We start from the raw sequence: 22,748 nt of genomic DNA on the forward strand, positions 1-22,748 counted from the left end.
GACACAGAACACGTCTACGAAAAAGTCACAACTTCATTCAAGGATAAAGAAGGAAAAGAAATTCCAAATTATCCAACGGAAGAAGGGGAAAATCCTAAGAAAGATATTCCAGGCTATAAATTTGTAGAAACTAAGAAACTTCCAAATGGAGATACAGAACACATCTACGAAAAAGTTAAAACAACTACATCATTCGTAGATGAAAGTGGTAAGCCAGTTTCACCAAGTGAAGAAGGTAACCAACCTAAGAAAGATATCCCAGAATATGAGTTTGTTAAGACTACAACGGATAAAGATGGTAATGTAACTCACGTTTACCGTAAGGTAGTTAAAACAACTACATCATTCGTAGATGAAAGTGGTAAGCCAGTTTCACCAAGTGAAGAAGGTAGCCAACCTAAGAAAGATATCCCAGGATACAAATTCGTAACAACTAAGAAACTTCCAAATGGAGATATCGAGCATGTTTACGAAAAAGTTGTGGTACCAACTCCAACACCTACTCCATTTGAATACAAAGTATTGACAACTTATGTAGATGAAAATGGTGAATTGATTATTCCTGATGAAAATGGTTCACATCCAGGTAAATCATTAGAAAATTATGAACTAGTCCGTACGGAAACAGACGCAAATGGAAATGTTCGTAATGTTTACCGTAAGATCCAATCTCCAACACCAGTACAACCGGTAGAGCCAGCAACTCCAGCAATGCCTGAACAGCCAGCTAAACCAGAAGTACCAGCAACTCCAGCACAACCAGTAGAACCAACAGCAGTGAAAGAAGCTGAAGGTAAACGTGAATTGCCAAATACTGGTACAGAAGACAATGCTAGCCTAGCAGCACTTGGACTTCTCGGAGTATTGAGCGGATTCGGTCTTGTAGCTCGCAAGAAGAAAGAAGACTAATCTTTCTAATTGACATGATTTGTTTGAAATGAACAGATTATCCTTAAAACTGATGAATCGGATGATTCATCAGTTTTTTGGCTATTCTGGCTACAGAGTGAGTAGCGAAATCGGGCTCTTTGGGAGTAAATAATGATTATACTTTCATATTTCGGAGAAAATATGGTATAATAGAGAGTAAAAACTTTGAAAGAAAGAAAAAGATGAATTTAAAAGATTATATTGCAACAATTGAAAATTATCCTAAGGAAGGCATCACCTTCCGTGATATCAGTCCTTTGATGGCTGATGGAAATGCTTATAGCTACGCTGTTCGTGAAATTGTTCAGTATGCTACTGACAAGAAAATTGATATGATTGTAGGTCCTGAGGCTCGTGGATTTATCGTGGGTTGTCCAGTTGCCTTTGAGTTGGGAATTGGTTTTGCACCTGTTCGTAAGCCAGGTAAATTGCCACGCGAAGTCATTTCTGCTGACTATGAAAAAGAGTACGGTGTTGATACCTTGACTATGCATGCGGATGCCATCAAGCCAGGTCAACGTGTTCTTATCGTAGATGACCTCTTGGCGACAGGTGGAACTGTTAAGGCAACCATCGAGATGATTGAAAAACTTGGTGGTGTTGTGGCAGGTTGTGCTTTCCTTGTTGAATTGGATGAATTGAATGGCCGTGAAAAAATCGGTGACTACGATTACAAAGTTTTGATGCATTATTAATGAAAAACAGTCCTTAGGGCTGTTTTCTCTACATTAGGATATAAAAATAGACTATAGCTGGTTAGAGAAAAACTATAATTGAAAACTATATCTTCTTGCAGTATAATAAAAGGACTAAGTGTTTGAGTTTTAGTTTCATACTCAATGAAAATCAAAGAGCAAACTAGGAAACTAGCCGTAAGCTGCTCAAAGTACAGCTTTGAGGTTGCAGATAAAACTGACGAAGTCAGCTCAAAACACTGTTTTGAGGTTGCAGATAGAACTGACGAAGTCAGTAACATATACGTACGGTAAGGCAACGTTGACGCGGTTTGAAGAGATTTTCGAAGAGTTTCAAACATATGAAATTATTCCTGAAAGAGTACAGTTAGGAGAGGGTTATGCCGATTCGAATTGATAAAAAATTACCAGCTGTTGAGATTTTACGGACAGAGAATATCTTTGTCATGGATGATCAACGTGCTGCACACCAAGATATCCGTCCTTTGAAGATTTTGATTTTAAATCTTATGCCAAAAAAAATGGTGACAGAGACCCAGTTGTTGCGCCATTTGGCTAATACGCCTCTACAACTGGATATTGATTTCCTCTATATGGAGAGCCATCGTTCTAAAACAACTCGTTCGGAACACATGGAGACCTTCTACAAAACTTTTCCAGAAGTTAAGGATGAGTATTTTGATGGGATGATTATCACGGGTGCTCCAGTTGAGCATTTACCATTTGAGGAAGTGGACTATTGGGAGGAATTCAGTCGGGTTATCGAGTGGTCCAAGACACATGTCTATTCGACCCTTCACATCTGTTGGGGTGCTCAGGCTGGGCTTTATCTCCGCTATGGGGTTGAAAAATACCAGATGGACAGTAAGTTATCGGGTATCTATCCTCAAGATACTTTAAAAGAAGGGCACCTTCTCTTTAGAGGTTTTGACGATAGCTACGTATCCCCTCATTCACGGCATACGGAGATTTCTAAGGAAGAAATTTTAAACAAAACCAATCTAGAGATTTTATCGGAAGGACCTCAGGTTGGGGTTTCAATTTTGGCTAGTCGTGATTTACGAGAAATTTATAGTTTTGGGCATTTGGAGTATGACCGAGATACCTTGGCAAATGAATATTTCCGAGATCGTGATGCAGGTTTGGATCCTCATATTCCAGAAAATTACTTTAAGGATGACGATGTCAACCAGACACCTTGTCTTTGTTGGTCTTCATCAGCAGCCCTCTTTTTCAGTAATTGGGTGAATTATGCGGTCTATCAGGAGACGCCTTTTGACTGGAGAAAGATAGAAGATGATGCATCTGCATATGGGTATTTATAAGAGGAATTATGACATATTTAGACGCTTTTAAATCAGGGAACTTGGTTTTACCGAGTGCCCTGCTCTTGCATTTTAAGGAACTCTTTCCTTCTAGCGATGATTTTCTGGTCTGGCAATTTTTCTATTTGCAAAATACGACAGGTTTGGAAGAAATGTCACCAAGCCAGATTGCTGACAGGATTGGCAAGGAAATTTCAGATGTCAATCAAGCTATTTCCAATCTGACGGAGAGAGGACTCCTTCAGTATCGAACTATCGAATTAAATGGTGAAATTGAATTGCTTTTTGATGCTAGTCTAGCCTTGGAACGTTTGGATGACCTGCTTGGAGCTACTACTTCGAGTTCAGACCAGTTGACACCTCAAAACCAGCTCAAGGATTTGGTAGAGACCTTCCAGCAGGAGTTGGGACGCTTGTTGACGCCTTTTGAGATTGAGGATTTGACCAAGACCCTTAAGGAAGATGGAACCAGTGCTGATTTGATTAAGGAAGCTCTTCGTGAAGCTGTTTTGAATGGAAAAGCAAACTGGAAGTACATTCAGGCGATTTTGAGAAATTGGCGCCATGAAGGTATCAAAAGTGTGGCTCAAATTGAGGCTAAGCGGGCAGAAAGAGAAGCAAGCAATCCTCAGTTGACGCAGGTATCTGCAGATTTTAGAAATGCTATGGATCTTTGGAAGGATTAATCTATGCAAGCAGGCTTGAAATCCGAGTAAGATTTGCAAGCTGTGTATAATTGTGATAAAATAAGTAGAAAATAAATTGAAAAAAGAGGTATGTGAAATGTCACGTAAACCATTTATCGCTGGTAACTGGAAAATGAACAAAAATCCAGAAGAAGCTAAAGCATTCGTTGAAGCAGTTGCATCAAAACTTCCTTCATCAGACCTTGTTGAAGCAGGTATCGCAGCTCCTGCAGTTGATTTGACAACTGTTCTTGCTGCTGCAAAAGGTTCAAACCTTAAAGTTGCTGCTCAAAACTGCTACTTTGAAAATGCAGGTGCTTTCACTGGTGAAACTAGCCCACAAGTTTTGAAAGAAATCGGTACTGACTACGTTGTTATCGGTCACTCAGAACGCCGTGACTACTTCCATGAAACTGACGAAGATATCAACAAAAAAGCAAAAGCAATCTTTGCAAACGGTATGCTTCCAATCATCTGTTGTGGTGAGTCACTTGAAACTTACGAAGCTGGTAAAGCTGCTGAATTCGTAGGTGCTCAAGTATCTGCTGCATTGGCTGGATTGACTGCTGAACAAGTTGCTGCATCAGTTATCGCTTACGAGCCAATCTGGGCTATCGGTACTGGTAAATCAGCTTCACAAGACGACGCACAAAAAATGTGTAAAGTTGTTCGTGACGTTGTAGCTGCTGACTTCGGTCAAGAAGTTGCAGATAAAGTTCGTGTTCAATACGGTGGTTCTGTTAAACCTGAAAACGTTGCTTCATACATGGCTTGCCCAGACGTTGACGGTGCCCTTGTAGGTGGTGCGTCACTTGAAGCAGAAAGCTTCTTGGCTTTGCTTGACTTTGTAAAATAATCAGTAGCAAAAGCTAGGTGGAACAGCATTCAGATGTCTGTTCCACTTTTTTATAGGAGAGGAAAGATTGAAAACAAAGATTGGAAAAATTGGATTAGCAAGTATCTTTTTACTAGGATTGGCAGTTAGTCATGTTGCTGCAAATGAACCTGAAGTGAAAGCATCTTCGGAAGGAAGTGGCATCCAGACTTCTTCTAGTAAGGCAGAGAAAAAGGTTGAGGTTTCTTCTAGTCAACAGGCAGAGAAAAAGGAAGAAGCTAAAGAGACGAGAGCTAGTAGTCAAAAAGCGGAAAGTAAACCAACTTCCTCATCGGCACACTGGGAAGGCGACTTCTATGTGAAGGCAGATGGCTCAAAAGCTAAGAGTGAGTGGATTTTTGATAACTACTATAAGGCTTGGTTTTATATTAAGTCAGACGGTCGTTATGCTCAAAATGAGTGGCAGGGCAATTACTACCTCAAATCGGGTGGCTATATGGCCAAGAATGAATGGGTTTACGATAATCATTATAAGAGCTGGTTCTACCTCAAGGCTGACGGTTCTTATGCTAACCAGGAATGGCATTCTGTTGGAGGTAAATGGTACTATTTTAAGAAATGGGGCTATTTAGCTAAAAGTCAATGGCAGGGAAGTTATTTCCTAAATGGTCAAGGTGCCATGATGCAAAATGAATGGCTCTATGATCCAGCCTATTCGTCTTACTTCTATCTCAAGTCCGATGGTTCTTATGCAAATCAAGAGTGGCAAAAGGTAGACGGCAAGTGGTACTATTTCAAGAAGTGGGGTTACATGGCTAAAGATGAGTGGCAGGGTAACTACTATTTGACAGGAAGTGGTGCTATGGCGACTGGTGAATTAGTCATGGATGATGCTCGCTATATTTTTTCTGACTCAGGTGAGTTAAAAGAAAAGAAAGACTTGAATGTTGGCTGGGTTCACCGAAATGGCAGACGTTATTTCTTTAATCATCGTGAAGAACAAGTTGGGACTGATCAAGTTAAAAAGGTCATCGATGTCAGTGAGCACAATGGTCGTATCAGTGACTGGAAAAAAGTCATCGACGATAATGGAGTAGATGGAGTTATTGTTCGTTTAGGTTATAGCGGTGTAGAAGATAAGGAACTGGCTTATAATATTCAAGAGCTTAATCGTTTGGGTATTCCTTATGGTGTCTATCTTTACACCTATGCAGAAAATGAAACAGATGCTGAGAATGATGCCAAGCAGACCATTGAGCTTTTGAAGAAATACAAGATGAACTTATCTTACCCAATCTACTATGATGTGGAAAACTGGGAGTATGTCAATAAAACCAAGAGAGCTCCAAGTGATACTGGAATCTGGGTCAAAATCATCAATAAGTATATGGCAACAATGAAGCAGGCTGGTTATCAAAATGTGAAAGTTTATAGCTATCGTCAACTTTTGCAAACTCGTTTGAATCATCCTGATATTTTGCAACACGTTAACTGGGTAGCAGCCTATACGGATGCGCTTGATTGGAATAATCCTCACTACTCAGGTGAAAAAGGATGGCAATATACTTCATCTGAATACTTAAAAGGAATTCGTGGTCGTGTTGACGTCAGTGTTTGGTATTAAATTATAAAGCAAAAAGAGTGTACAAAGAGTGTATACTCTTTTTATTCAAATTCTTAAATTATCAGTCTATTACAACTTTTCTCAGATAGTACACTTTTCTTGCTATTGGTTTTCCTTAGTAGTATACTAAGGGAGTAACCAGTAAGAAGTGGTTACAAATAATAATGAATGAGGTAAAATAAAATGGTAGAATTGAAAAAAGAAGCAGTAAAAGACGTAACATCATTGACAAAAGCAGCGCCAGTAGCATTGGCAAAAACAAAGGAAGTATTGAACCAAGCTGTTGCTGATTTGTATGTGGCCCATGTGGCTTTGCACCAAGTACACTGGTACATGCGTGGCCGTGGTTTTCTTGTATGGCATCCAAAAATGGATGAGTACATGGAAGCTCTTGATGGTCAATTGGATGAAATCAGCGAACGCTTGATTACACTTGGTGGTAGCCCATTCTCTACATTGACAGAATTCCTTCAAAACAGTGAAATCGAAGAAGAAGCTGGTGAATACCGTAATGTTGAAGAAAGCTTGGAACGTGTCCTTGCTATCTACCGTTACTTGTCAGAACTTTTCCAAAAAGGTTTGGATGTCACTGATGAAGAAGGTGACGATGTGACAAACGGTATCTTTGCAGATGCTAAAACTGAAACTGATAAAACAATCTGGATGCTTGCAGCAGAACTTGGACAAGCACCTGGTTTGTAAGAAATAGAATAATCATATAAAAATCTGTAGGATGCCTCTTACGGATTTTTTTCTATTCTGTAAGCTATTCCAAACCAGTCTTTTTTTGAGTTTTTTGATAAAATAGTACTATCAGTAAAAAGGATGGAAGCATGACTAAGAAAATCGTAGCTATTTGGGCCCAGGATGAAGAGGGTGTGATTGGGAAGGACAATCGTCTGCCTTGGCATTTACCAGCAGAACTGCAACACTTCAAAGAAACAACTCTGAATCATGCTATCTTGATGGGGCGTGTGACCTTTGATGGAATGGGGCGTCGCTTGCTTCCCAAACGGGAAACCTTGATTTTGACGCGTAATTCTGAAGAAAAGATAGACGGGGTTGCTACTTTTTATGATGTTCAGTCTGTCTTGGACTGGTATCAGGCTCAAGATAAGAATCTTTATATTTTAGGTGGAAAGCAAATTTTTCAAGCTTTTGAACCCTACCTTGACGAAGTGATTGTGACTCACATTCATGCTCGGGTGGAAGGAGATACCTATTTCCCTGAAGAGTTTGACCTGTCTATTTTTGAGACGGTTTCAAGCAAATCCTATACCAAAGATGAGAAAAATCCTTATGATTTTACCATCCAATACCGCAAGAGAAAGGAAGTCTAATGGAACGTAGTATATTTGGTTTTTTCACAGCCATGCTGTGTTTGGTCTGCTTGCTTGCAGGGGCACAGGCTTTTCGTAAAAAGCGCTATGGACTTTCTGTCCTGCTCTGGTTAAATGCCTTTACCAATTTGGTCAATAGTATCCATGCTTTTTACATGACCTTATTTTAGATAGAATGACAGTATAGAATAGAACGGAAGGAAATCATGCCTACAAATAGGAATAATGATATGATGGTTTATTGCTCATTTTGTGGCAAAAGCCAAGAAGAAGTACAAAAAATAATCGCAGGTAACAACGCCTTTATCTGTAATGAATGTGTGGAGTTAGCCCAGGAAATCATTCGGGAGGAGTTGGCTGAGGAAGTCTTGGCAGACTTGTCTGAAGTTCCAAAACCAATCGAACTCCTCCATATCTTGAACCACTATGTAATTGGTCAAGATCGTGCCAAACGTGCCTTGGCAGTGGCAGTTTACAACCACTACAAACGCATCAATTTCCACGATACGCGTGAAGAGTCAGAAGATGTGGATTTGCAGAAGTCAAACATCTTGATGATTGGCCCAACTGGTTCAGGGAAAACTTTCCTTGCTCAGACCTTGGCTAAGAGCTTGAATGTACCTTTTGCGATTGCGGATGCGACAGCTCTTACTGAGGCTGGTTATGTAGGTGAGGACGTGGAAAACATCCTTCTCAAACTATTGCAGGCTGCTGACTTTAACATTGAACGTGCAGAGCGTGGCATTATTTATGTGGATGAAATTGACAAGATTGCCAAGAAGAGTGAGAACGTGTCTATCACACGTGATGTTTCTGGTGAAGGGGTGCAACAAGCCCTTCTCAAGATTATCGAGGGAACCGTTGCTAGCGTGCCGCCTCAAGGTGGACGTAAACATCCACAACAAGAGATGATTCAAGTGGATACTAAAAATATCCTCTTTATCGTGGGTGGTGCCTTTGATGGTATTGAAGAAATTGTCAAACAACGTCTGGGTGAAAAAGTCATCGGTTTTGGTCAAAATAACAAGGCGATTGATGAAAATAGCTCTTACATGCAAGAAATCATTGCTGAAGATATTCAAAAATTCGGTATTATTCCAGAGTTGATTGGACGCTTGCCTGTCTTTGCGGCTCTTGAGCAATTGACGGTCGATGACTTGGTTCGTATCTTGAAAGAGCCAAGAAATGCCTTGGTCAAACAATACCAAACCTTGCTTTCCTATGATGATGTTGAGTTGGAATTTGATGACGAAGCCCTTCAAGAGATTGCCAATAAGGCCATCGAACGGAAGACTGGGGCGCGTGGTCTTCGCTCCATCATCGAAGAAACCATGCTAGATGTCATGTTTGAAGTACCGAGTCAGGAAAATGTGAAATTGGTTCGCATCACAAAAGAAGCTGTCGATGGAACGGATAAACCAATCCTAGAAACAGCCTAGAGGTGACTATGGAACTTAATACACACAATGCTGAAATCTTGCTCAGTGCGGCTAATAAATCCCACTATCCGCAGGATGAACTACCAGAGATTGCCTTAGCAGGGCGTTCCAATGTTGGCAAGTCTAGCTTTATCAACACCATGCTGAACCGCAAGAATCTAGCCCGAACATCAGGTAAACCTGGTAAAACCCAGCTCCTAAACTTCTTTAACATTGATGACAAGATGCGTTTTGTGGATGTACCTGGTTATGGTTATGCCCGCGTTTCTAAAAAGGAACGTGAAAAGTGGGGGCGCATGATTGAGGAATATCTGACAACTAGGGAAAATCTTCGTGCAGTGGTCAGTCTGGTTGACCTCCGTCATGACCCGTCAGCAGATGACGTGCAGATGTACGAATTTCTCAAGTATTACGAGATTCCGGTTATCATCGTTGCAACTAAGGCGGACAAGATTCCTCGTGGTAAATGGAACAAGCACGAATCAGCAATCAAAAAGAAATTAAACTTTGACCCAAGTGACGACTTTATCCTCTTTTCATCTGTCAGCAAGGCAGGGATGGATGAAGCTTGGGATGCAATCTTAGAAAAATTGTGAGGAAAAGAAAATGGCAAAAACAATTCATACAGACAAAGCTCCAAAGGCTATTGGACCATATGTTCAAGGAAAAATCGTTGGCAACCTTTTGTTTGCTAGTGGTCAAGTTCCCCTATCTCCTGAAACTGGGGAAATCGTTGGAGAAACGATCCAAGAACAGACAGAACAAGTCTTGAAAAACATCGGTGCTATTTTGGCAGAGGCAGGAACTGACTTTGACCATGTTGTCAAAACAACTTGTTTCTTGAGTGATATGAACGACTTTGTTCCTTTTAACGAGGTTTACCAAACGGCCTTTAAAGAGGAATTTCCAGCTCGTTCAGCTGTGGAGGTAGCTCGTCTTCCTCGTGATGTAAAAGTCGAAATTGAAGTCATCGCAGAGATTGGATAAGCTAGTTGAAGTTTGGTGTTGCCAAACTTCTTTTGATATGAGGAGAAAAAGATGACAAAGAAACAACTTCACTTGGTGATTGTGACAGGAATGAGTGGTGCAGGGAAAACAGTTGCCATTCAGTCCTTCGAGGATTTAGGTTATTTTACTATTGATAATATGCCGCCAGCTCTCTTGCCTAAGTTTTTGCAGTTGGTTGAAACAAAGGAAGACGACCATAAGTTGGCCTTGGTAGTAGATATGCGTAGCCGTTCTTTCTTTTCAGAGATTCAAGCTGTTTTGGATGAGTTGGAAAACAAGGAAGAACTGGACTTTAAAATTCTCTTTTTGGATGCAGCTGATAAGGAATTGGTCGCTCGTTACAAGGAAACCAGACGGAGTCACCCACTAGCTGCAGATGGACGGATTTTAGACGGAATCAAGTTGGAACGTGAACTCTTGGCACCTTTGAAAAATATGAGTCAAAATGTTGTGGATACGACAGAACTTACTCCACGTGAGCTGCGCAAAACCCTTGCAGAGCAGTTTTCAGATCAGGAACAAGCCCAGTCTTTCCGTATCGAAGTCATGTCTTTTGGCTTTAAATATGGAATTCCGATTGATGCAGACTTGGTTTTTGATGTCCGTTTCTTGCCAAATCCCTATTACCTACCAGAACTGAGAAACCAAACGGGTGTGGATGAACCAGTTTATGACTATGTCATGAATCATCCTGAGTCAGAAGATTTTTATCAACATTTGTTGGCCTTGATTGAGCCGATTTTGCCAAGTTACCAAAAGGAAGGGAAGTCCGTTTTGACCATTGCCATGGGTTGTACGGGTGGGCAACACCGTAGTGTGGCCTTTGCTAAACGCTTGGCGCAGGACTTATCCAAGAATTGGCCTGTTAATGAAGGGCATCGTGACAAAGACCGAAGAAAGGAAACGGTAAACCGTTCATGAGAAAACCAAAGATAACGGTGATTGGTGGAGGAACTGGGATTCCTGTCATTCTAAAAAGTCTGCGGGAAAAAGATGTGGAAATCGCTGCTATCGTAACGGTGGCGGATGATGGTGGTTCATCAGGTGAACTCCGAAAAAATATGCAGCAATTGACACCGCCAGGTGATCTTCGTAATGTCCTTGTGGCCATGTCGGATATGCCTAAGTTCTATGAGAAAGTCTTTCAGTATCGCTTTTCTGAGGATGCGGGAGCCTTTGCTGGCCATCCATTGGGAAATCTCATTATCGCTGGCCTGTCAGAAATGCAGGGTTCGACCTATAATGCCATGCAGTTGCTAAGCAAATTTTTCCACACAACTGGGAAGATTTATCCTTCCAGTGACCATCCCTTGACCCTTCATGCAGTCTTCCAGGACGGGACAGAAGTGGCTGGAGAGAGTCATATTGCAGACCATCCAGGCATGATTGATCATGTTTATGTGACCAATACCCTCAATGATGATACGCCTCTGGCTAGCCGTCGAGTGGTGCAGACCATTCTTGAAAGTGACATGATTGTCCTCGGACCTGGTTCCCTATTTACCTCTATTTTACCTAATATCGTGATTAAGGAGATCGGGCAGGCGCTTTTGGAAACCAAGGCAGAAATCGCCTATGTCTGCAATATCATGACCCAACGTGGGGAGACAGAACATTTTACAGATAGTGACCACGTGGAGGTTTTGCATCGTCACCTTGGCCGACCTTTTATCGACACTGTCTTGGTGAATATCGAAAAAGTGCCTCAGGAATACATGAATTCCAACCGTTTTGATGAATATTTGGTGCAGGTGGAACATGATTTTGCTGGTCTTTGTAAGCAAGTTCCGCGTGTGATTTCATCCAACTTCCTTCGTCTGGAGAATGGTGGTGCCTTCCACGATGGAGATTTGATTGTGGACGAGTTGATGCGGATTATACAGGTGAGAAAATGAGTTTCACAGTAGCAGTAAAAGAAGAAATTCTAGGTCAGCACCATCTGAGCCGGCATGAATTATCTGCCATTATCAAGATGTCTGGCAGTATCGGTCTCTCGACTTCGGGCTTGACCTTGTCAGTTGTGACAGAAAATGCCAAACTGGCTCGTCACCTCTACGAGTCCTTTCTCCATTTCTACGAAATCAAATCGGAAATTCGCCACCACCAACGGAGCAATCTTCGCAAGAATCGAGTCTATACCGTTTTTACAGATGAAAAGGTGCAGGACTTGTTGAGTGATTTGCACTTGGCAGACTCTTTCTTTGGCCTGGAAACAGGTATTGACGAGGAGATTTTATCAGACGAGGAAGCCGGTCGTGCTTATCTTTGTGGCGCTTTCTTGGCAAATGGGAGCATTCGTGACCCTGAGTCAGGTAAGTACCAGTTGGAAATCAGTTCTGTCTATTTGGATCACGCGCAAGGGATTGCCTCGCTTCTCCAGCAATTTTTACTGGATGCCAAGGTGCTTGAGCGCAAGAAGGGGGCAGTGACCTACCTCCAGCGAGCTGAAGACATTATGGACTTTTTGATAGTCATCGGAGCCATGAAGGCGCGTGATGATTTTGAGAGAGTAAAGATTTTGCGGGAAACTCGTAATGACCTCAATCGGGCCAATAATGCCGAGACAGCTAATATCGCACGGACAGTTTCTGCCAGCATGAAGACTATCAACAATATCAGCAAAATCAAAGATATTATGGGCTTAGAAAATCTGCCAGTGGATTTGCAGGAAGTAGCGCAGCTGCGGGTTCAGCACCCAGACTACTCTATCCAGCAGTTAGCAGATAGCCTCAGCAGCCCTCTGACCAAAAGTGGTGTCAACCACAGACTCAGAAAAATCAATAAGATAGCCGATGAGTTATAAAGATATAAAACACCTCTTTCTTGACAATTAAATAGAGTATGTGAGATAATAAAGGGGAATTGAGAAGTTCTAGCATTTTAGTGCTAACAGAAATCCCCTCGGTACTGCAATACCGAGGGGATTTTTTTCTGGGTTAGATAGCACTAACCAGGAAGGTTACTTGTCGAAGTGATCGTCTAACCAACGAGTCACCAGCCATGAGATGATACTCTCGATGACTGCGATAAGTACTATTTTGAGAAGTTCTAGCATCTGTAATACCTCCTTTTCCAAGGCGTATTGTTAGTGCCGCCCCTATTATATCACATGTTTTATCAGTTTGATAGGCATTTTTATTTTTGTTAAAGAAGGGGGAAATATTAGCTAACAAGATAGCCGATGAACTATAAAACCACGAATCCTATGTGACTCGTGGTTCTTTTTTATAAACTAGTAGAGTGTTTTGGTTGTACTTTTTGCTCTGGGTCAATGTAGTTGATGGCATTGTTAACAGCGGTTGGTGCTTCTCCAAGCCCTGTCGCAATCAAGTCAATTTTTCCGTCATAGTAGCAACAGTCACCGATAGCATAGATACCTGCTTGGCTAGATTCTTGCTTGCTGTTGACGATAATCTTGTGGCGGTTGAGGTCCAGACCCCAGTTTTTAAGGTTACCAACAGAAGATTTGAAACCATAGTTGACAAAGAGGTGGTCTAGGTCAATAGTTTCTGTTTCATCAGATTTGACTTTTGTGATTTCAAGTTTATCGAGCGTTTTTCCATCTCCAAGGAGTTGGCTAGGGACGAATGGTGTCTTGATGGTCACAGATGATTCCTGTAAGGCTTGGACACTGTGTTCCAAGGCGCGGAAATTATCTCTGCGGTGGACAAGGGTAGTTGGTGCGATTTTTTCAAAAGCCAAAGCCCAATCAACAGCTGAGTCCCCACCACCCAGAATCGTCACTTTCTTATCAGCATATTGCTGGATGTTGGAAACGTGGTAGTGGATATTTTCATAATCCTCAACGCCTTCTAGTTCTAGAGGACGTGGTTTGAAGGCGCCGCCACCCATAGCAATCATAACTGTTTTAGTCAGGTGACTTCCTTTAGAAGTTGTGATGACAAATCCTTCTTCTTGTTTTTCAATCTCAAGAACCGTTTCGTTGAGATGAATAGGGGTATCAAAGCCATTTAATTGCTCGATTAGACGGTTAGTCAACTCTTCTCCAGTCAGGTTTGGGAAACCTGGGACGTCTAAAATTTCCTTTTCAGGATAGAGAATAGCAGGTTGTCCACCTAGTTGGGGAAGAGAGTCGATGATTTGGACCTTGGCTTGGCGTAGGTGGGCATAGAAGGCCGCAAAAAGCCCGACAGGACCACCACCTACAATGGTAATATCATAGAGTTGAGACATGGTTTCTCCTTTGTTTTTTCTAGTCAGTTTATTTTATCATATTTTTTCTTTAATTTAAAATGAAGTAGGATAGGGAAAAAAATGTCAGAAAAATGGTATAATAGAAAGGAACGTGTTTGGACAGAGAGGAGACAGCAGATGAACTTTCAACAATTATCCAACCTGCAATATTGGACTAGCTTGTTTTCTAGTCCTTGGAGTATTGCCATCAATGTGTTTGATATTTTGATTGTGGCCTATATTTTATATCGTTTTACAAAAGCGATAGCTGGCACCAAGATTATGATTTTGGTGCGGGGGGTCGTGATCTTCGTATTAGCCCAGGTTGTGGCCAACATCCTTGGTTTAACAACGATTTCTTGGTTGATTAATCAAATTATCACCTATGGGGTTATTGCTGCGGTTGTTATCTTCTCGCCAGAGATTCGGACTGGTTTGGAACGCTTGGGAAGGGCGACAGATTTCTTTTCTACTGCTCAAATTAGTGCAGAGGAGCAAATGATTCGTGCCTTTGTCAAGTCGGTTGAATATATGAGTCCTCGTAAGATTGGTGCTCTGGTTGCCATCCAACGAGTTCGAACCTTGCAAGAATACATTGCGACAGGGATTCCCTTGGATGCCAATATTTCAGCTGAACTCCTTATTAATATCTTTATCCCCAACACTCCCCTACACGATGGTGCTGTGATTATCAGAGAAAATCGAATAGCAGTAACCTCTGCCTATCTGCCCTTGACAGAAAGCACAGGAATTTCCAAGGAATTTGGGACCAGACACCGGGCGGCTATCGGTTTGTCAGAAGTATCCGATGCCTTGACCTTCATCGTCTCAGAGGAAACAGGTGGCATTTCTATTACCTATAATGGTGTTTTCAAGCACGACTTGACGATTGAAGAATTTGAAGCAGAGCTACGAGCAATTCTTTTGCCAGCTGTTGAGGAAAAAGTCAGTTTCAAGGACCGTTTGCTAGGAGGTTGGAAATATGAGAAAAAATAGTCTATATATCATTTCATCTCTCTTTTTTGCTTGTGTCTTATTCATTTATGCAACGTCAACCAACTTTCAAAATAGCAATACCGCAAGGCAGGTCAAATCAGAAACCTACACCAATACGATAACGAACGTTCCTATCGATATTCACTATGATGATGACCAGTATTTCATTAGCGGATTTGCATCAGAGGTTTCAGTTGTGCTGACAGGAGCCAATCGTGTTACCTTGGCCAGCGAAATGCAGGAGAGCACTCGTAAGTTTAAGGTCACAGCGGATTTGACGGATGCCAGTGTTGGAACAATTGAAGTTCCCTTGAACATTGAAAATCTTCCGAGTGGATTGACTGCTGTGGCAACGCCTCAAAAGATCACAGTGAAAGTCGGTAAGAAGGTTAAGCGAGATGGGATGATTGTTGTGCCTCAAGTTGACCAAAGCCAGATTGATTCCAAGCTACAAATTGATAGTGTAACCGTGTCAAACGAACGAGTTTCTGTCACAACTGACCAAGAAACACTAGCTAAAATCGATCGTATTATTGCGCTTTTACCAACCAGCGAACGCATAACAGGTAATTACAGTGGTTCAGTACCTTTGCAGGCAATCGACCGCAATGGTGTTGTCTTACCGGCAGTTATTACTCCGTTCGATACAACAATGAAGGTGACTACAAAACCAGTAGCACCAAGTTCAAGCACATCAAATTCAACTACAAGCAGTTCGTCAGAGACATCTTCGTCAACGAAAGCAACTAGTTCAAAAACGAATTAAAAATAGAAAAAGGATTTTATAAAAATGGGTAAATATTTTGGGACTGATGGAGTCCGTGGAGAAGCTAACGTAGAATTAACACCAGAATTGGCCTTTAAACTAGGACGTTTTGGAGGCTATGTTCTCAGTCAACATGAAACGGAAGCACCGAAAGTTTTTGTAGGACGTGATACACGTATTTCTGGGGAAATGTTAGAATCTGCCTTGGTGGCAGGTCTCCTCTCTGTAGGGATTCACGTCTACAAACTTGGTGTCCTTGCAACACCAGCAGTAGCTTACTTGGTCAAAACTGAAGGAGCAAGTGCCGGTGTCATGATTTCTGCTAGCCACAACCCAGCCCTTGATAATGGGATTAAGTTCTTTGGTGGTGATGGTTTCAAACTAGATGATGAAAAAGAAGCAGAAATTGAAGCCTTGCTAGATGCTGCGGAAGACACTCTTCCTCGTCCAAGTGCTGAAGGCTTGGGAACCTTGGTAGATTATCCAGAAGGTTTGCGTAAGTATGAAGGATATCTTGTTTCAACTGGAACTCCTCTTGAAGGAATGAAGGTTGCCTTGGATACGGCTAATGGTGCAGCTTCTACAAGTGCCCGTCAAATCTTTGCAGATCTTGGTGCTCAATTAACTGTTATTGGGGAAACACCAGATGGTCTTAACATCAACCTTAATGTTGGTTCAACCCACCCAGAAACCCTTCAAGAAGTGGTCAAAGAAAGCGGCTCAGCTATTGGTTTGGCTTTTGACGGAGACAGTGACCGCTTGATTGCTGTTGATGAGAATGGTGATATCGTTGATGGTGACAAGATTATGTACATCATCGGGAAATATCTTTCTGAAAAAGGACAATTGGCCCAAAATACAATCGTGACAACCGTTATGTCCAACCTTGGTTTCCACAAGGCCTTGGACCGCGAAGGCATTAACAAGGAAGTTACTGCAGTTGGCGATCGTTACGTTGTTGAAGAAATGAGAAAATCAGGCTACAACCTTGGTGGTGAACAGTCTGGGCACGTTATCTTGATGGACTACAATACAACAGGTGATGGCCAATTATCTGCTGTTCAATTGACCAAAATCATGAAGGAAACTGGTAAGAGCTTGTCAGACTTGGCAGCAGAAGTAACCATTTATCCACAAAAATTAGTCAATATCCGAGTGGAAAATGCCATGAAGGAAAAGGCTATGGAAGTGCCAGCTATCAAGGCTATCATCGAAAAGATGGAAGAAGAAATGGCGGGGAATGGTCGTATTCTTGTTCGCCCAAGTGGAACAGAGCCTCTTTTGCGTGTCATGGCAGAAGCGCCTACAACAGAAGAAGTAGACTACTATGTTGATACCATCGCAGACGTAGTTCGAGCTGAAATCGGGATTGACTAAATCCTAGAAAACTAGATGAAAATAAAAAATTATGGTACAATAGCTTATAATATTGTAGCCAAGGGAGAAAGACATGAATCTTAAACGTGAACAAGAATTTGTTAGTCAGTATCATTTTGATGCGCGTAATTTTGAATGGGAAAATGAAAATGGAGCTCCTGAAACTAAGGTGGATGTGAACTTCCAATTAATTCAACATGACCAAGAAAATCAAGTGACTTCCTTGATTGTTGTCTTGAGTTTTATGATTGTATTTGATAAATTTGTCATTAGTGGAACCATTTCACAGGTGAATCATATCGATGGTCGTATTGTTAACGAACCAAGTGAATTGAACCAAGAAGAAGTGGAAACCTTGGCTCGTCCATGTTTGAACATGCTCAACCGTTTGACTTACGAAGTAACTGAAATTGCATTAGACTTACCAGGAATCAATTTGGAGTTCTAATATGAAATTAGCTGTTATCACAGATTCCTCTGCCTATCTCAGTGCAGATACCTTGCAAAGAGAAGATTTATATGTCTTGGATATTCCTGTCAATATTGATGGTGAGGAGTATGTCGAAGGTATTAATCTGACTGCTGAGGAATTTTACCAAAAAATGGCTCAGGCTTCTGAATTGCCTAAGACCAGTCAACCAAGTATTGCCAAGTTAGATGAGATTCTAACTTCGCTCAAAGAACAAGGTTATACACATGCTTTGGGGCTTTTCCTATCTTCTGGAATTTCAGGTTTTTACCAAAATATCCAGTACATGGTCGATGACTATGAGGGCTTAACCATTGCCTTCCCAGACACTTTGATTACAAGTGCTCCTTTGGGTATCATGGTTGAAAGTGTCTTTAACTGGCGAGACCAGGGCGATGATTTTGCTATCATTCAGGATAAGCTAGCTATTCAGATTAGTCATACATCTGCTTTCATCATGGTGGATGACTTGGACCACTTGGTTAAAGGGGGACGCCTTTCAAATGGAGCTGCGATTTTGGGCAATCTGCTAAGCATTAAGCCGATTCTTTATTTTAATGACCAAGGTGTGATTGAAGTGTACGAAAAAGTTCGTACTGAAAAGAAAGCAACCAAGCGTTTAATTGAGATTATCAAGGAAGCAACAGCTTCAGGCCAATACCGTATCATTGTCATTCACGGGAATGCTCCTGAAAAGGCTGAAGAATTGCGTCAGCACTTGCTAGATTCTGAAGTGGGTACGGATATTTCACTTGCTACATTTGGTAGTGTCATTGGAACACACCTAGGAGCAGGAAGTATTGCTCTGGGTTATATTCCAGTGATTTAGTTAGCACTTCTAGACTAGTTAAGAAGGCTTGTATCTTAGAAATTGAACACGGACTACCTGCCTCTTGAAAAAAGATGTCTGTCTTGCCTTTTGTGGAAAGTCAGCGCCATCCCCTATTTTTCACGGGCAGCTAAGGCCCTTTGTATCTTGATAATTGAACACGCCTGGAACCCTCTGTGAAAAAGATAGTTCTTCCAAGGAGGGAGGAGACACTCCTTGATTAGAACTCCTATTTTCACTCTGTGTTCTTACAGGCTTTGTATCTTAGAAATTGAACACGGACTACCTGCCTCTTGAAAAAAGATGCCTGTCTTGCCTTTCATGGAAAGTCAGCGTCATTCCCTATTTTTCAAGGGCAGCTATCGTCCTTTGTATCTTAGTCAGGAGTAGAGATGAGTATTCGAGTAATTATTGCTGGTTTTAAGGGAAAGATGGGCCAGGCTGCTTGTCAGATGGTCTTGGCTGATCCAGACTTGGACTTGGTAGCAGTTTTGGATCCCTTTGAGTCTGAATCAGAATGGCAGGGTATTCCTGTTTTCAAGGATAAGGCTGATTTGGTCGGTTTTGAAGCAGATGTCTGGGTAGACTTTACTACACCAGCTGTTGCCTATGAAAATACACGCTTTGCTCTTGAAAATGGCTTTGCTCCAGTGGTTGGGACAACAGGTTTCACGAGTGAAGAAATTGCAGAGCTAAAAGCATTTTCTCGTGCTCAAGATTTGGGTGGCTTGATCGCTCCTAACTTTGCCTTGGGTGCTGTTTTACTCATGCAATTTGCAAGGCAGGCTGCTAAATATTTCCCAAATGTGGAGATTATCGAGCTCCATCATGACAAGAAAAAGGATGCTCCGAGTGGAACAGCTATTAAAACAGCTGAGTTAATGGCAGAAGTTCGAGAGTCTACCCAGCAAGGTGCGCCTGATGAAGAAGAATTGATTGCAGGTGCTCGTGGTGCTGACTTTGATGGCATGCGGATCCACTCAGTACGTTTGCCAGGCTTAGTAGCCCATCAGGAAGTCATCTTTGGCAATCAGGGAGAAGGATTGACACTCCGTCATGACTCCTATGATCGCAGCTCCTTCATGACAGGGGTGAATTTGGGAATTAAAGAAGTTGTCAAGCGTCATGAGCTTGTCTATGGATTAGAACACTTATTATGAGATTAACGCAAATGCCTTCTGAATTTCAGAAGGCTTTACCAGTATTAGAAAAAATTAAAGAAGCAGGTTTTGAGGCCTATTTTGTTGGGGGCTCTGTTCGAGATGCCCTCCTCAATCGTCCCATTCATGATGTGGATATTGCGACGTCTTCTTATCCAGAAGAAACCAAGCAGATTTTTCCGCGAACAGCCGATATCGGAATCGAGCATGGAACCGTCTTAGTTTTAGATGGGGATGAGGAGTATGAGGTAACCACCTTTCGGACAGAGGATGTCTATGTGGACTATCGCAGACCCAGTGCGGTCTCCTTTGTGCGCTCGCTAGAAGAAGACCTCAAGCGCCGTGATTTTACAGTCAATGCCTTTGCTTTGGACGAGACAGGAGAAATCATTGACTTGTTCCATGGTTTAGAAGATTTGGAAAAGCAAGTCTTACGAGCAGTTGGAGTGGCTAGTGAGCGTTTCAACGAAGATGCTTTGCGGATTATGCGTGGTTTTCGTTTTCAGGCTAGTCTTGGCTTCGAACTTGAGTCAGAAACATTTAAAGCTATGAAAATTTTGACGCCACTTTTGGAGAAAATTTCTGTGGAGCGTACCTTCGTTGAGTTTGATAAACTCTTGCTGGCTCCATTTTGGAGAAGGGGTTTGGCTTCCATGATTGAGAGTCAAGCTTATGACTATCTCCCTGATATGGCATCTAGCCAGGACGAGCTTAATAGACTGTTTGATTTAGAGACTGATTTTACTTTTGAATCCTCTGAACAAGCCTGGGCAGCTCTACTGTGGGCTTTGGAGATTGAAAATGCGCAGCCATTTTTGAAGGCTTGGAAGACCTCACGTCAATTTGCCAAGCAAGTTCAGGATTTGCTGACTATTTTGGCCTTGCGTGAAAAGGGAGAATTGAGCAAGCGCGATTGTTATCGCTTTGACTTGGATTTACTTTTACAGTCTGAAAATCTTCGTCAGGCCCAAGGAAAAGAAGTCAACCCACAAGCCATCACTGAAACCTACCAGAGCTTGACCATTCATGATAAGAAAGAAATTCAGATTAACGGTGGCATTTTAATCAAAGAATATGGTTATCAGCCGGGCCCAGACTTGGGAGAGATTTTAACAGAGATTGAATATGCCATTGTCGATGGAGAATTGGAAAATGACCGTCAAGCCATCCATGCTTATCTGAGGGAGAAAAAATGAGTGATTTTATCGTTGAAAAACTAAGTAAATCCGTCGGTGACAAGACCGTTTTTAAGGATATTTCCTTTATTATCCATGACCTAGACAGAATCGGTCTAATCGGTGTTAATGGGACTGGCAAGACCACCCTTTTAGATGTTCTATCTGGTGTTTCTGGCTTTGATGGGGATGTCAGTCCCTTTTCGGCTAAGAATGATTACCAGATTGGTTACTTGACTCAGGACCCTGATTTTGATGATAGCAAGACGGTTTTGGATACGGTCCTCTCCAGCGACCTCAAGGAAATCCAGCTCATTCGTGAATATGAGTTGATTATGCTCAACTACAGTGAGGACAAGCAGGCTCGTTTGGAACGGGTCATGGCTGAGATGGATTCTCTTCAAGCTTGGGAAATTGAGAGTCAGGTTAAGACTGTTCTCTGCAAGCTTGGGATTCAGGACTTATCTACTCCTGTTGGGGAATTGTCAGGTGGTCTGAGAAGACGGGTTCAGTTGGCACAAGTCTTACTTGGTAATCACGACCTTTTGCTTTTGGATGAGCCGACCAACCATCTGGACATTGCGACTATTGAGTGGCTGACCCTCTTTTTAAAAAATTCCAAGAAGACCGTCCTTTTTATCACCCACGATCGTTATTTCCTAGACGCTTTGTCAACACGTATTTTCGAGTTGGATCGCGCAGGTTTGACCGAGTACCAGGGAAATTATCAGGACTATGTTCGCTTAAAGGCGGAACAGGACGAGCGCGATGCGGCTCTTTTTCACAAAAAGGAACAACTTTATAAGCAAGAATTGGCCTGGATGCGCAGACAACCGCAGGCGCGTGCAACCAAGCAACAGGCTCGTATCAATCGTTTCCATGACTTGAAGAAAGAAGTTTCAGGTGGTGCTGCTGAGACAGACTTGATCATGAACTTTGAAACCAGTCGGATCGGTAAAAAAGTCATCGAGTTTCAGGATGTTTCCTTTACCTATGAAAATAAGCCTATTTTGCAAGATTTTAATCTCTTGGTGCAGGCCAAAGATCGTATTGGAATCGTTGGGGACAACGGTGTGGGAAAATCAACCCTGCTTAATCTGATTGCAGGCAGTCTTGAGCCGACAGCAGGACAAGTTGTGATTGGGGAAACAGTTCGCATCGCCTATTTTTCTCAACAAATTGAGGGCTTGGATGAAAGCAAGAGAGTGATCAATTACTTGCAGGAAGTGGCAGAAGAGGTCAAGACCAGCGGTGGTACTACGACTTCCATTGCAGAGCTGCTGGAGCAGTTTCTTTTCCCACGTTCAACGCATGGAACCTTGATTGAGAAATTGTCAGGTGGAGAGAAAAAGCGTCTTTATCTCCTCAAACTGCTCTTGGAAAAACCAAATGTTCTTCTCTTGGACGAACCGACAAATGACCTAGATATTGCGACCTTAACCGTTTTGGAGAATTTCTTGCAAGGCTTTGCTGGTCCAGTTTTGACTGTTAGTCACGACCGCTATTTCTTGGATAAGGTAGCGACTAAGATTCTCGCTTTTGAGGATGGCAAGATTCGTCCTTTCTTTGGTCATTATACCGATTATCTTGATGAAAAAGCCTTTGAAACAGAGATGGCCAATCAAGTGCAAAAGGCCGAAAAGGAGAAAGTGATCAAGGTCCGTGAAGACAAGAAACGCATGACCTACCAAGAAAAGCAGGAGTGGGCAAGCATTGAAGGCGATATTGAAGCCTTGGAAAATCGTATCGCTGCTATTGAAGAGGAAATGCAGGCTAACGGCTCTGATTTTGGTAAGCTAGCGACTCTTCAAAAAGAATTGGATGAGAAGAACGAAGCACTCCTTGAAAAATACGAACGCTATGAGTATCTAAGTGAATTTGATAGCTAGAAGAATAGAAA

At 42.0% G+C, this 22,748-nt stretch carries 23 protein-coding genes and 1 pseudogene; 23 read left to right on the forward strand and 1 reads right to left on the reverse strand.

What is annotated here, in order from left to right:
• The 15 genes and pseudogenes from N8M16_RS09640 to whiA all read left to right on the forward strand — a co-directional run.
• Window positions 1-909 (forward strand): MucBP domain-containing protein (locus N8M16_RS09640; RefSeq protein WP_261070109.1); only part of this gene is annotated, 909 nt, incomplete at its 5' end.
• 203 nt (window positions 910-1,112) lie between these two features.
• The gene (locus tag N8M16_RS09645) at window positions 1,113-1,625 is read left to right on the forward strand and encodes an adenine phosphoribosyltransferase (RefSeq protein ID WP_001049318.1); all 513 of its coding nucleotides are present in this window, start codon (window positions 1,113-1,115) and stop codon (window positions 1,623-1,625) included.
• Between the two features lie 380 nt (window positions 1,626-2,005).
• The gene (gene metA / locus N8M16_RS09650) at window positions 2,006-2,950 is read left to right on the forward strand and encodes a homoserine O-acetyltransferase MetA (protein WP_261070110.1); all 945 of its coding nucleotides are present in this window, start codon (window positions 2,006-2,008) and stop codon (window positions 2,948-2,950) included.
• 8 nt (window positions 2,951-2,958) lie between these two features.
• Window positions 2,959-3,636, forward strand: coding sequence for a DnaD domain-containing protein (locus N8M16_RS09655; protein WP_261070111.1), 678 nt, complete (start codon window positions 2,959-2,961; stop codon window positions 3,634-3,636).
• A 97-nt stretch (window positions 3,637-3,733) separates the two neighbouring features.
• Window positions 3,734-4,492, forward strand: coding sequence for a triose-phosphate isomerase (gene tpiA, locus N8M16_RS09660; RefSeq protein ID WP_005589685.1), 759 nt, complete (start codon window positions 3,734-3,736; stop codon window positions 4,490-4,492).
• Window positions 4,493-4,525: 33 nt separating this feature from the next.
• Window positions 4,526-6,095 (forward strand): annotated as a pseudogene (lytC, locus tag N8M16_RS09665) (choline binding-anchored murein hydrolase LytC).
• Between the two features lie 183 nt (window positions 6,096-6,278).
• The gene (locus N8M16_RS09670; RefSeq protein WP_000229881.1) at window positions 6,279-6,797 is read left to right on the forward strand and encodes a Dps family protein; all 519 of its coding nucleotides are present in this window, start codon (window positions 6,279-6,281) and stop codon (window positions 6,795-6,797) included.
• A 131-nt stretch (window positions 6,798-6,928) separates the two neighbouring features.
• Window positions 6,929-7,435: a dihydrofolate reductase gene (locus N8M16_RS09675; protein WP_050244174.1), complete on the forward strand. Its 507-nt coding sequence runs from the start codon at window positions 6,929-6,931 to the stop codon at window positions 7,433-7,435.
• A complete protein-coding gene (locus N8M16_RS09680) occupies window positions 7,435-7,605 on the forward strand; it encodes a hypothetical protein (protein ID WP_000442260.1) in 171 nt (56 codons plus the stop codon). The genes N8M16_RS09675 and N8M16_RS09680 overlap by 1 nt, the downstream gene beginning before the upstream one ends.
• A gap of 36 nt (window positions 7,606-7,641) precedes the next feature.
• A complete protein-coding gene (gene clpX / locus N8M16_RS09685) occupies window positions 7,642-8,874 on the forward strand; it encodes an ATP-dependent Clp protease ATP-binding subunit ClpX (RefSeq protein WP_012972566.1) in 1,233 nt (410 codons plus the stop codon).
• Between the two features lie 8 nt (window positions 8,875-8,882).
• The gene (yihA, locus tag N8M16_RS09690) at window positions 8,883-9,470 is read left to right on the forward strand and encodes a ribosome biogenesis GTP-binding protein YihA/YsxC (RefSeq protein ID WP_000422605.1); all 588 of its coding nucleotides are present in this window, start codon (window positions 8,883-8,885) and stop codon (window positions 9,468-9,470) included.
• A 10-nt stretch (window positions 9,471-9,480) separates the two neighbouring features.
• On the forward strand, window positions 9,481-9,861 hold the full coding sequence (locus N8M16_RS09695; RefSeq protein WP_001140420.1) for a RidA family protein: 381 nt from the start codon (window positions 9,481-9,483) through the stop codon (window positions 9,859-9,861).
• A gap of 51 nt (window positions 9,862-9,912) precedes the next feature.
• Window positions 9,913-10,803 carry an RNase adapter RapZ gene (gene rapZ / locus N8M16_RS09700; RefSeq protein WP_000163055.1) on the forward strand — a complete coding sequence of 297 codons (891 nt, stop codon included), beginning with the start codon at window positions 9,913-9,915 and terminating at the stop codon, window positions 10,801-10,803.
• Entirely contained in the window at window positions 10,800-11,777 is a 978-nt protein-coding gene (locus N8M16_RS09705; RefSeq protein ID WP_001231075.1) for a YvcK family protein, read from the forward strand. The genes rapZ and N8M16_RS09705 overlap by 4 nt, the downstream gene beginning before the upstream one ends.
• Window positions 11,774-12,685, forward strand: coding sequence for a DNA-binding protein WhiA (gene whiA, locus N8M16_RS09710; RefSeq protein WP_261070112.1), 912 nt, complete (start codon window positions 11,774-11,776; stop codon window positions 12,683-12,685). Before N8M16_RS09705 ends, whiA begins: the two co-directional genes overlap by 4 nt.
• Window positions 12,686-13,107: 422 nt before the next feature.
• Here whiA and N8M16_RS09715 read toward each other — a convergent pair whose 3' ends face one another.
• Window positions 13,108-14,076 carry an NAD(P)/FAD-dependent oxidoreductase gene (locus N8M16_RS09715; RefSeq protein ID WP_261070113.1) on the reverse strand — a complete coding sequence of 323 codons (969 nt, stop codon included), beginning with the start codon at window positions 14,074-14,076 and terminating at the stop codon, window positions 13,108-13,110.
• A 138-nt stretch (window positions 14,077-14,214) separates the two neighbouring features.
• On the opposite strand from N8M16_RS09715, the gene cdaA reads away from it, so the two are divergent.
• From cdaA to N8M16_RS09755, 8 genes are all read left to right on the forward strand, one after another.
• Window positions 14,215-15,072, forward strand: a complete 858-nt coding sequence (cdaA, locus tag N8M16_RS09720; RefSeq protein WP_001011075.1) for a diadenylate cyclase CdaA — start codon at window positions 14,215-14,217, stop codon at window positions 15,070-15,072.
• Window positions 15,059-15,838 (forward strand): CdaR family protein, encoded by a 780-nt coding sequence (locus N8M16_RS09725; protein WP_033685399.1) that lies wholly within the window; start codon window positions 15,059-15,061, stop codon window positions 15,836-15,838. Before cdaA ends, N8M16_RS09725 begins: the two co-directional genes overlap by 14 nt.
• A gap of 24 nt (window positions 15,839-15,862) precedes the next feature.
• Window positions 15,863-17,215 carry a phosphoglucosamine mutase gene (gene glmM, locus N8M16_RS09730; protein ID WP_261070114.1) on the forward strand — a complete coding sequence of 451 codons (1,353 nt, stop codon included), beginning with the start codon at window positions 15,863-15,865 and terminating at the stop codon, window positions 17,213-17,215.
• A gap of 73 nt (window positions 17,216-17,288) precedes the next feature.
• Window positions 17,289-17,663, forward strand: a complete 375-nt coding sequence (locus N8M16_RS09735; protein ID WP_001050081.1) for a DUF1149 family protein — start codon at window positions 17,289-17,291, stop codon at window positions 17,661-17,663.
• A gap of 1 nt (window position 17,664) precedes the next feature.
• The gene (locus N8M16_RS09740) at window positions 17,665-18,513 is read left to right on the forward strand and encodes a DegV family protein (protein WP_261070115.1); all 849 of its coding nucleotides are present in this window, start codon (window positions 17,665-17,667) and stop codon (window positions 18,511-18,513) included.
• A gap of 392 nt (window positions 18,514-18,905) precedes the next feature.
• Window positions 18,906-19,673 (forward strand): 4-hydroxy-tetrahydrodipicolinate reductase, encoded by a 768-nt coding sequence (gene dapB, locus N8M16_RS09745; RefSeq protein ID WP_150922237.1) that lies wholly within the window; start codon window positions 18,906-18,908, stop codon window positions 19,671-19,673.
• Window positions 19,670-20,869 (forward strand): CCA tRNA nucleotidyltransferase, encoded by a 1,200-nt coding sequence (locus N8M16_RS09750; RefSeq protein ID WP_080977758.1) that lies wholly within the window; start codon window positions 19,670-19,672, stop codon window positions 20,867-20,869. Before dapB ends, N8M16_RS09750 begins: the two co-directional genes overlap by 4 nt.
• Window positions 20,866-22,737: an ABC-F family ATP-binding cassette domain-containing protein gene (locus N8M16_RS09755; RefSeq protein WP_261070116.1), complete on the forward strand. Its 1,872-nt coding sequence runs from the start codon at window positions 20,866-20,868 to the stop codon at window positions 22,735-22,737. Before N8M16_RS09750 ends, N8M16_RS09755 begins: the two co-directional genes overlap by 4 nt.
• Window positions 22,738-22,748 lie beyond the last annotated feature (11 nt).

Source organism: Streptococcus mitis, from assembly GCF_946188375.1.
Classification (GTDB): Bacteria; Bacillota; Bacilli; order Lactobacillales; family Streptococcaceae; genus Streptococcus; species Streptococcus mitis_CX.

Excerpts from the sequence above, each read along its gene's own strand:
- clpX (WP_012972566.1), top strand. The coding sequence starts at position 7,642 with ATGCCTACAAATAGGAATAATGATATGATGGTTTATTGCTCATTTTGT.
- glmM (WP_261070114.1), top strand. The coding sequence starts at position 15,863 with ATGGGTAAATATTTTGGGACTGATGGAGTCCGTGGAGAAGCTAACGTA.
- N8M16_RS09725 (WP_033685399.1), top strand. The coding sequence starts at position 15,059 with ATGAGAAAAAATAGTCTATATATCATTTCATCTCTCTTTTTTGCTTGT.
- N8M16_RS09740 (WP_261070115.1), top strand. The coding sequence starts at position 17,665 with ATGAAATTAGCTGTTATCACAGATTCCTCTGCCTATCTCAGTGCAGAT.
- N8M16_RS09750 (WP_080977758.1), top strand. The coding sequence starts at position 19,670 with ATGAGATTAACGCAAATGCCTTCTGAATTTCAGAAGGCTTTACCAGTA.
- yihA (WP_000422605.1), top strand. The coding sequence starts at position 8,883 with ATGGAACTTAATACACACAATGCTGAAATCTTGCTCAGTGCGGCTAAT.
- cdaA (WP_001011075.1), top strand. The coding sequence starts at position 14,215 with ATGAACTTTCAACAATTATCCAACCTGCAATATTGGACTAGCTTGTTT.
- N8M16_RS09705 (WP_001231075.1), top strand. The coding sequence starts at position 10,800 with ATGAGAAAACCAAAGATAACGGTGATTGGTGGAGGAACTGGGATTCCT.
- rapZ (WP_000163055.1), top strand. The coding sequence starts at position 9,913 with ATGACAAAGAAACAACTTCACTTGGTGATTGTGACAGGAATGAGTGGT.
- tpiA (WP_005589685.1), top strand. The coding sequence starts at position 3,734 with ATGTCACGTAAACCATTTATCGCTGGTAACTGGAAAATGAACAAAAAT.
- N8M16_RS09680 (WP_000442260.1), top strand. The coding sequence starts at position 7,435 with ATGGAACGTAGTATATTTGGTTTTTTCACAGCCATGCTGTGTTTGGTC.
- N8M16_RS09755 (WP_261070116.1), top strand. The coding sequence starts at position 20,866 with ATGAGTGATTTTATCGTTGAAAAACTAAGTAAATCCGTCGGTGACAAG.
- dapB (WP_150922237.1), top strand. The coding sequence starts at position 18,906 with ATGAGTATTCGAGTAATTATTGCTGGTTTTAAGGGAAAGATGGGCCAG.
- N8M16_RS09655 (WP_261070111.1), top strand. The coding sequence starts at position 2,959 with ATGACATATTTAGACGCTTTTAAATCAGGGAACTTGGTTTTACCGAGT.
- N8M16_RS09715 (WP_261070113.1), bottom strand. The coding sequence starts at position 14,076 with ATGTCTCAACTCTATGATATTACCATTGTAGGTGGTGGTCCTGTCGGG.
- N8M16_RS09735 (WP_001050081.1), top strand. The coding sequence starts at position 17,289 with ATGAATCTTAAACGTGAACAAGAATTTGTTAGTCAGTATCATTTTGAT.
- whiA (WP_261070112.1), top strand. The coding sequence starts at position 11,774 with ATGAGTTTCACAGTAGCAGTAAAAGAAGAAATTCTAGGTCAGCACCAT.
- N8M16_RS09695 (WP_001140420.1), top strand. The coding sequence starts at position 9,481 with ATGGCAAAAACAATTCATACAGACAAAGCTCCAAAGGCTATTGGACCA.
- metA (WP_261070110.1), top strand. The coding sequence starts at position 2,006 with ATGCCGATTCGAATTGATAAAAAATTACCAGCTGTTGAGATTTTACGG.
- N8M16_RS09645 (WP_001049318.1), top strand. The coding sequence starts at position 1,113 with ATGAATTTAAAAGATTATATTGCAACAATTGAAAATTATCCTAAGGAA.
- N8M16_RS09670 (WP_000229881.1), top strand. The coding sequence starts at position 6,279 with ATGGTAGAATTGAAAAAAGAAGCAGTAAAAGACGTAACATCATTGACA.
- N8M16_RS09675 (WP_050244174.1), top strand. The coding sequence starts at position 6,929 with ATGACTAAGAAAATCGTAGCTATTTGGGCCCAGGATGAAGAGGGTGTG.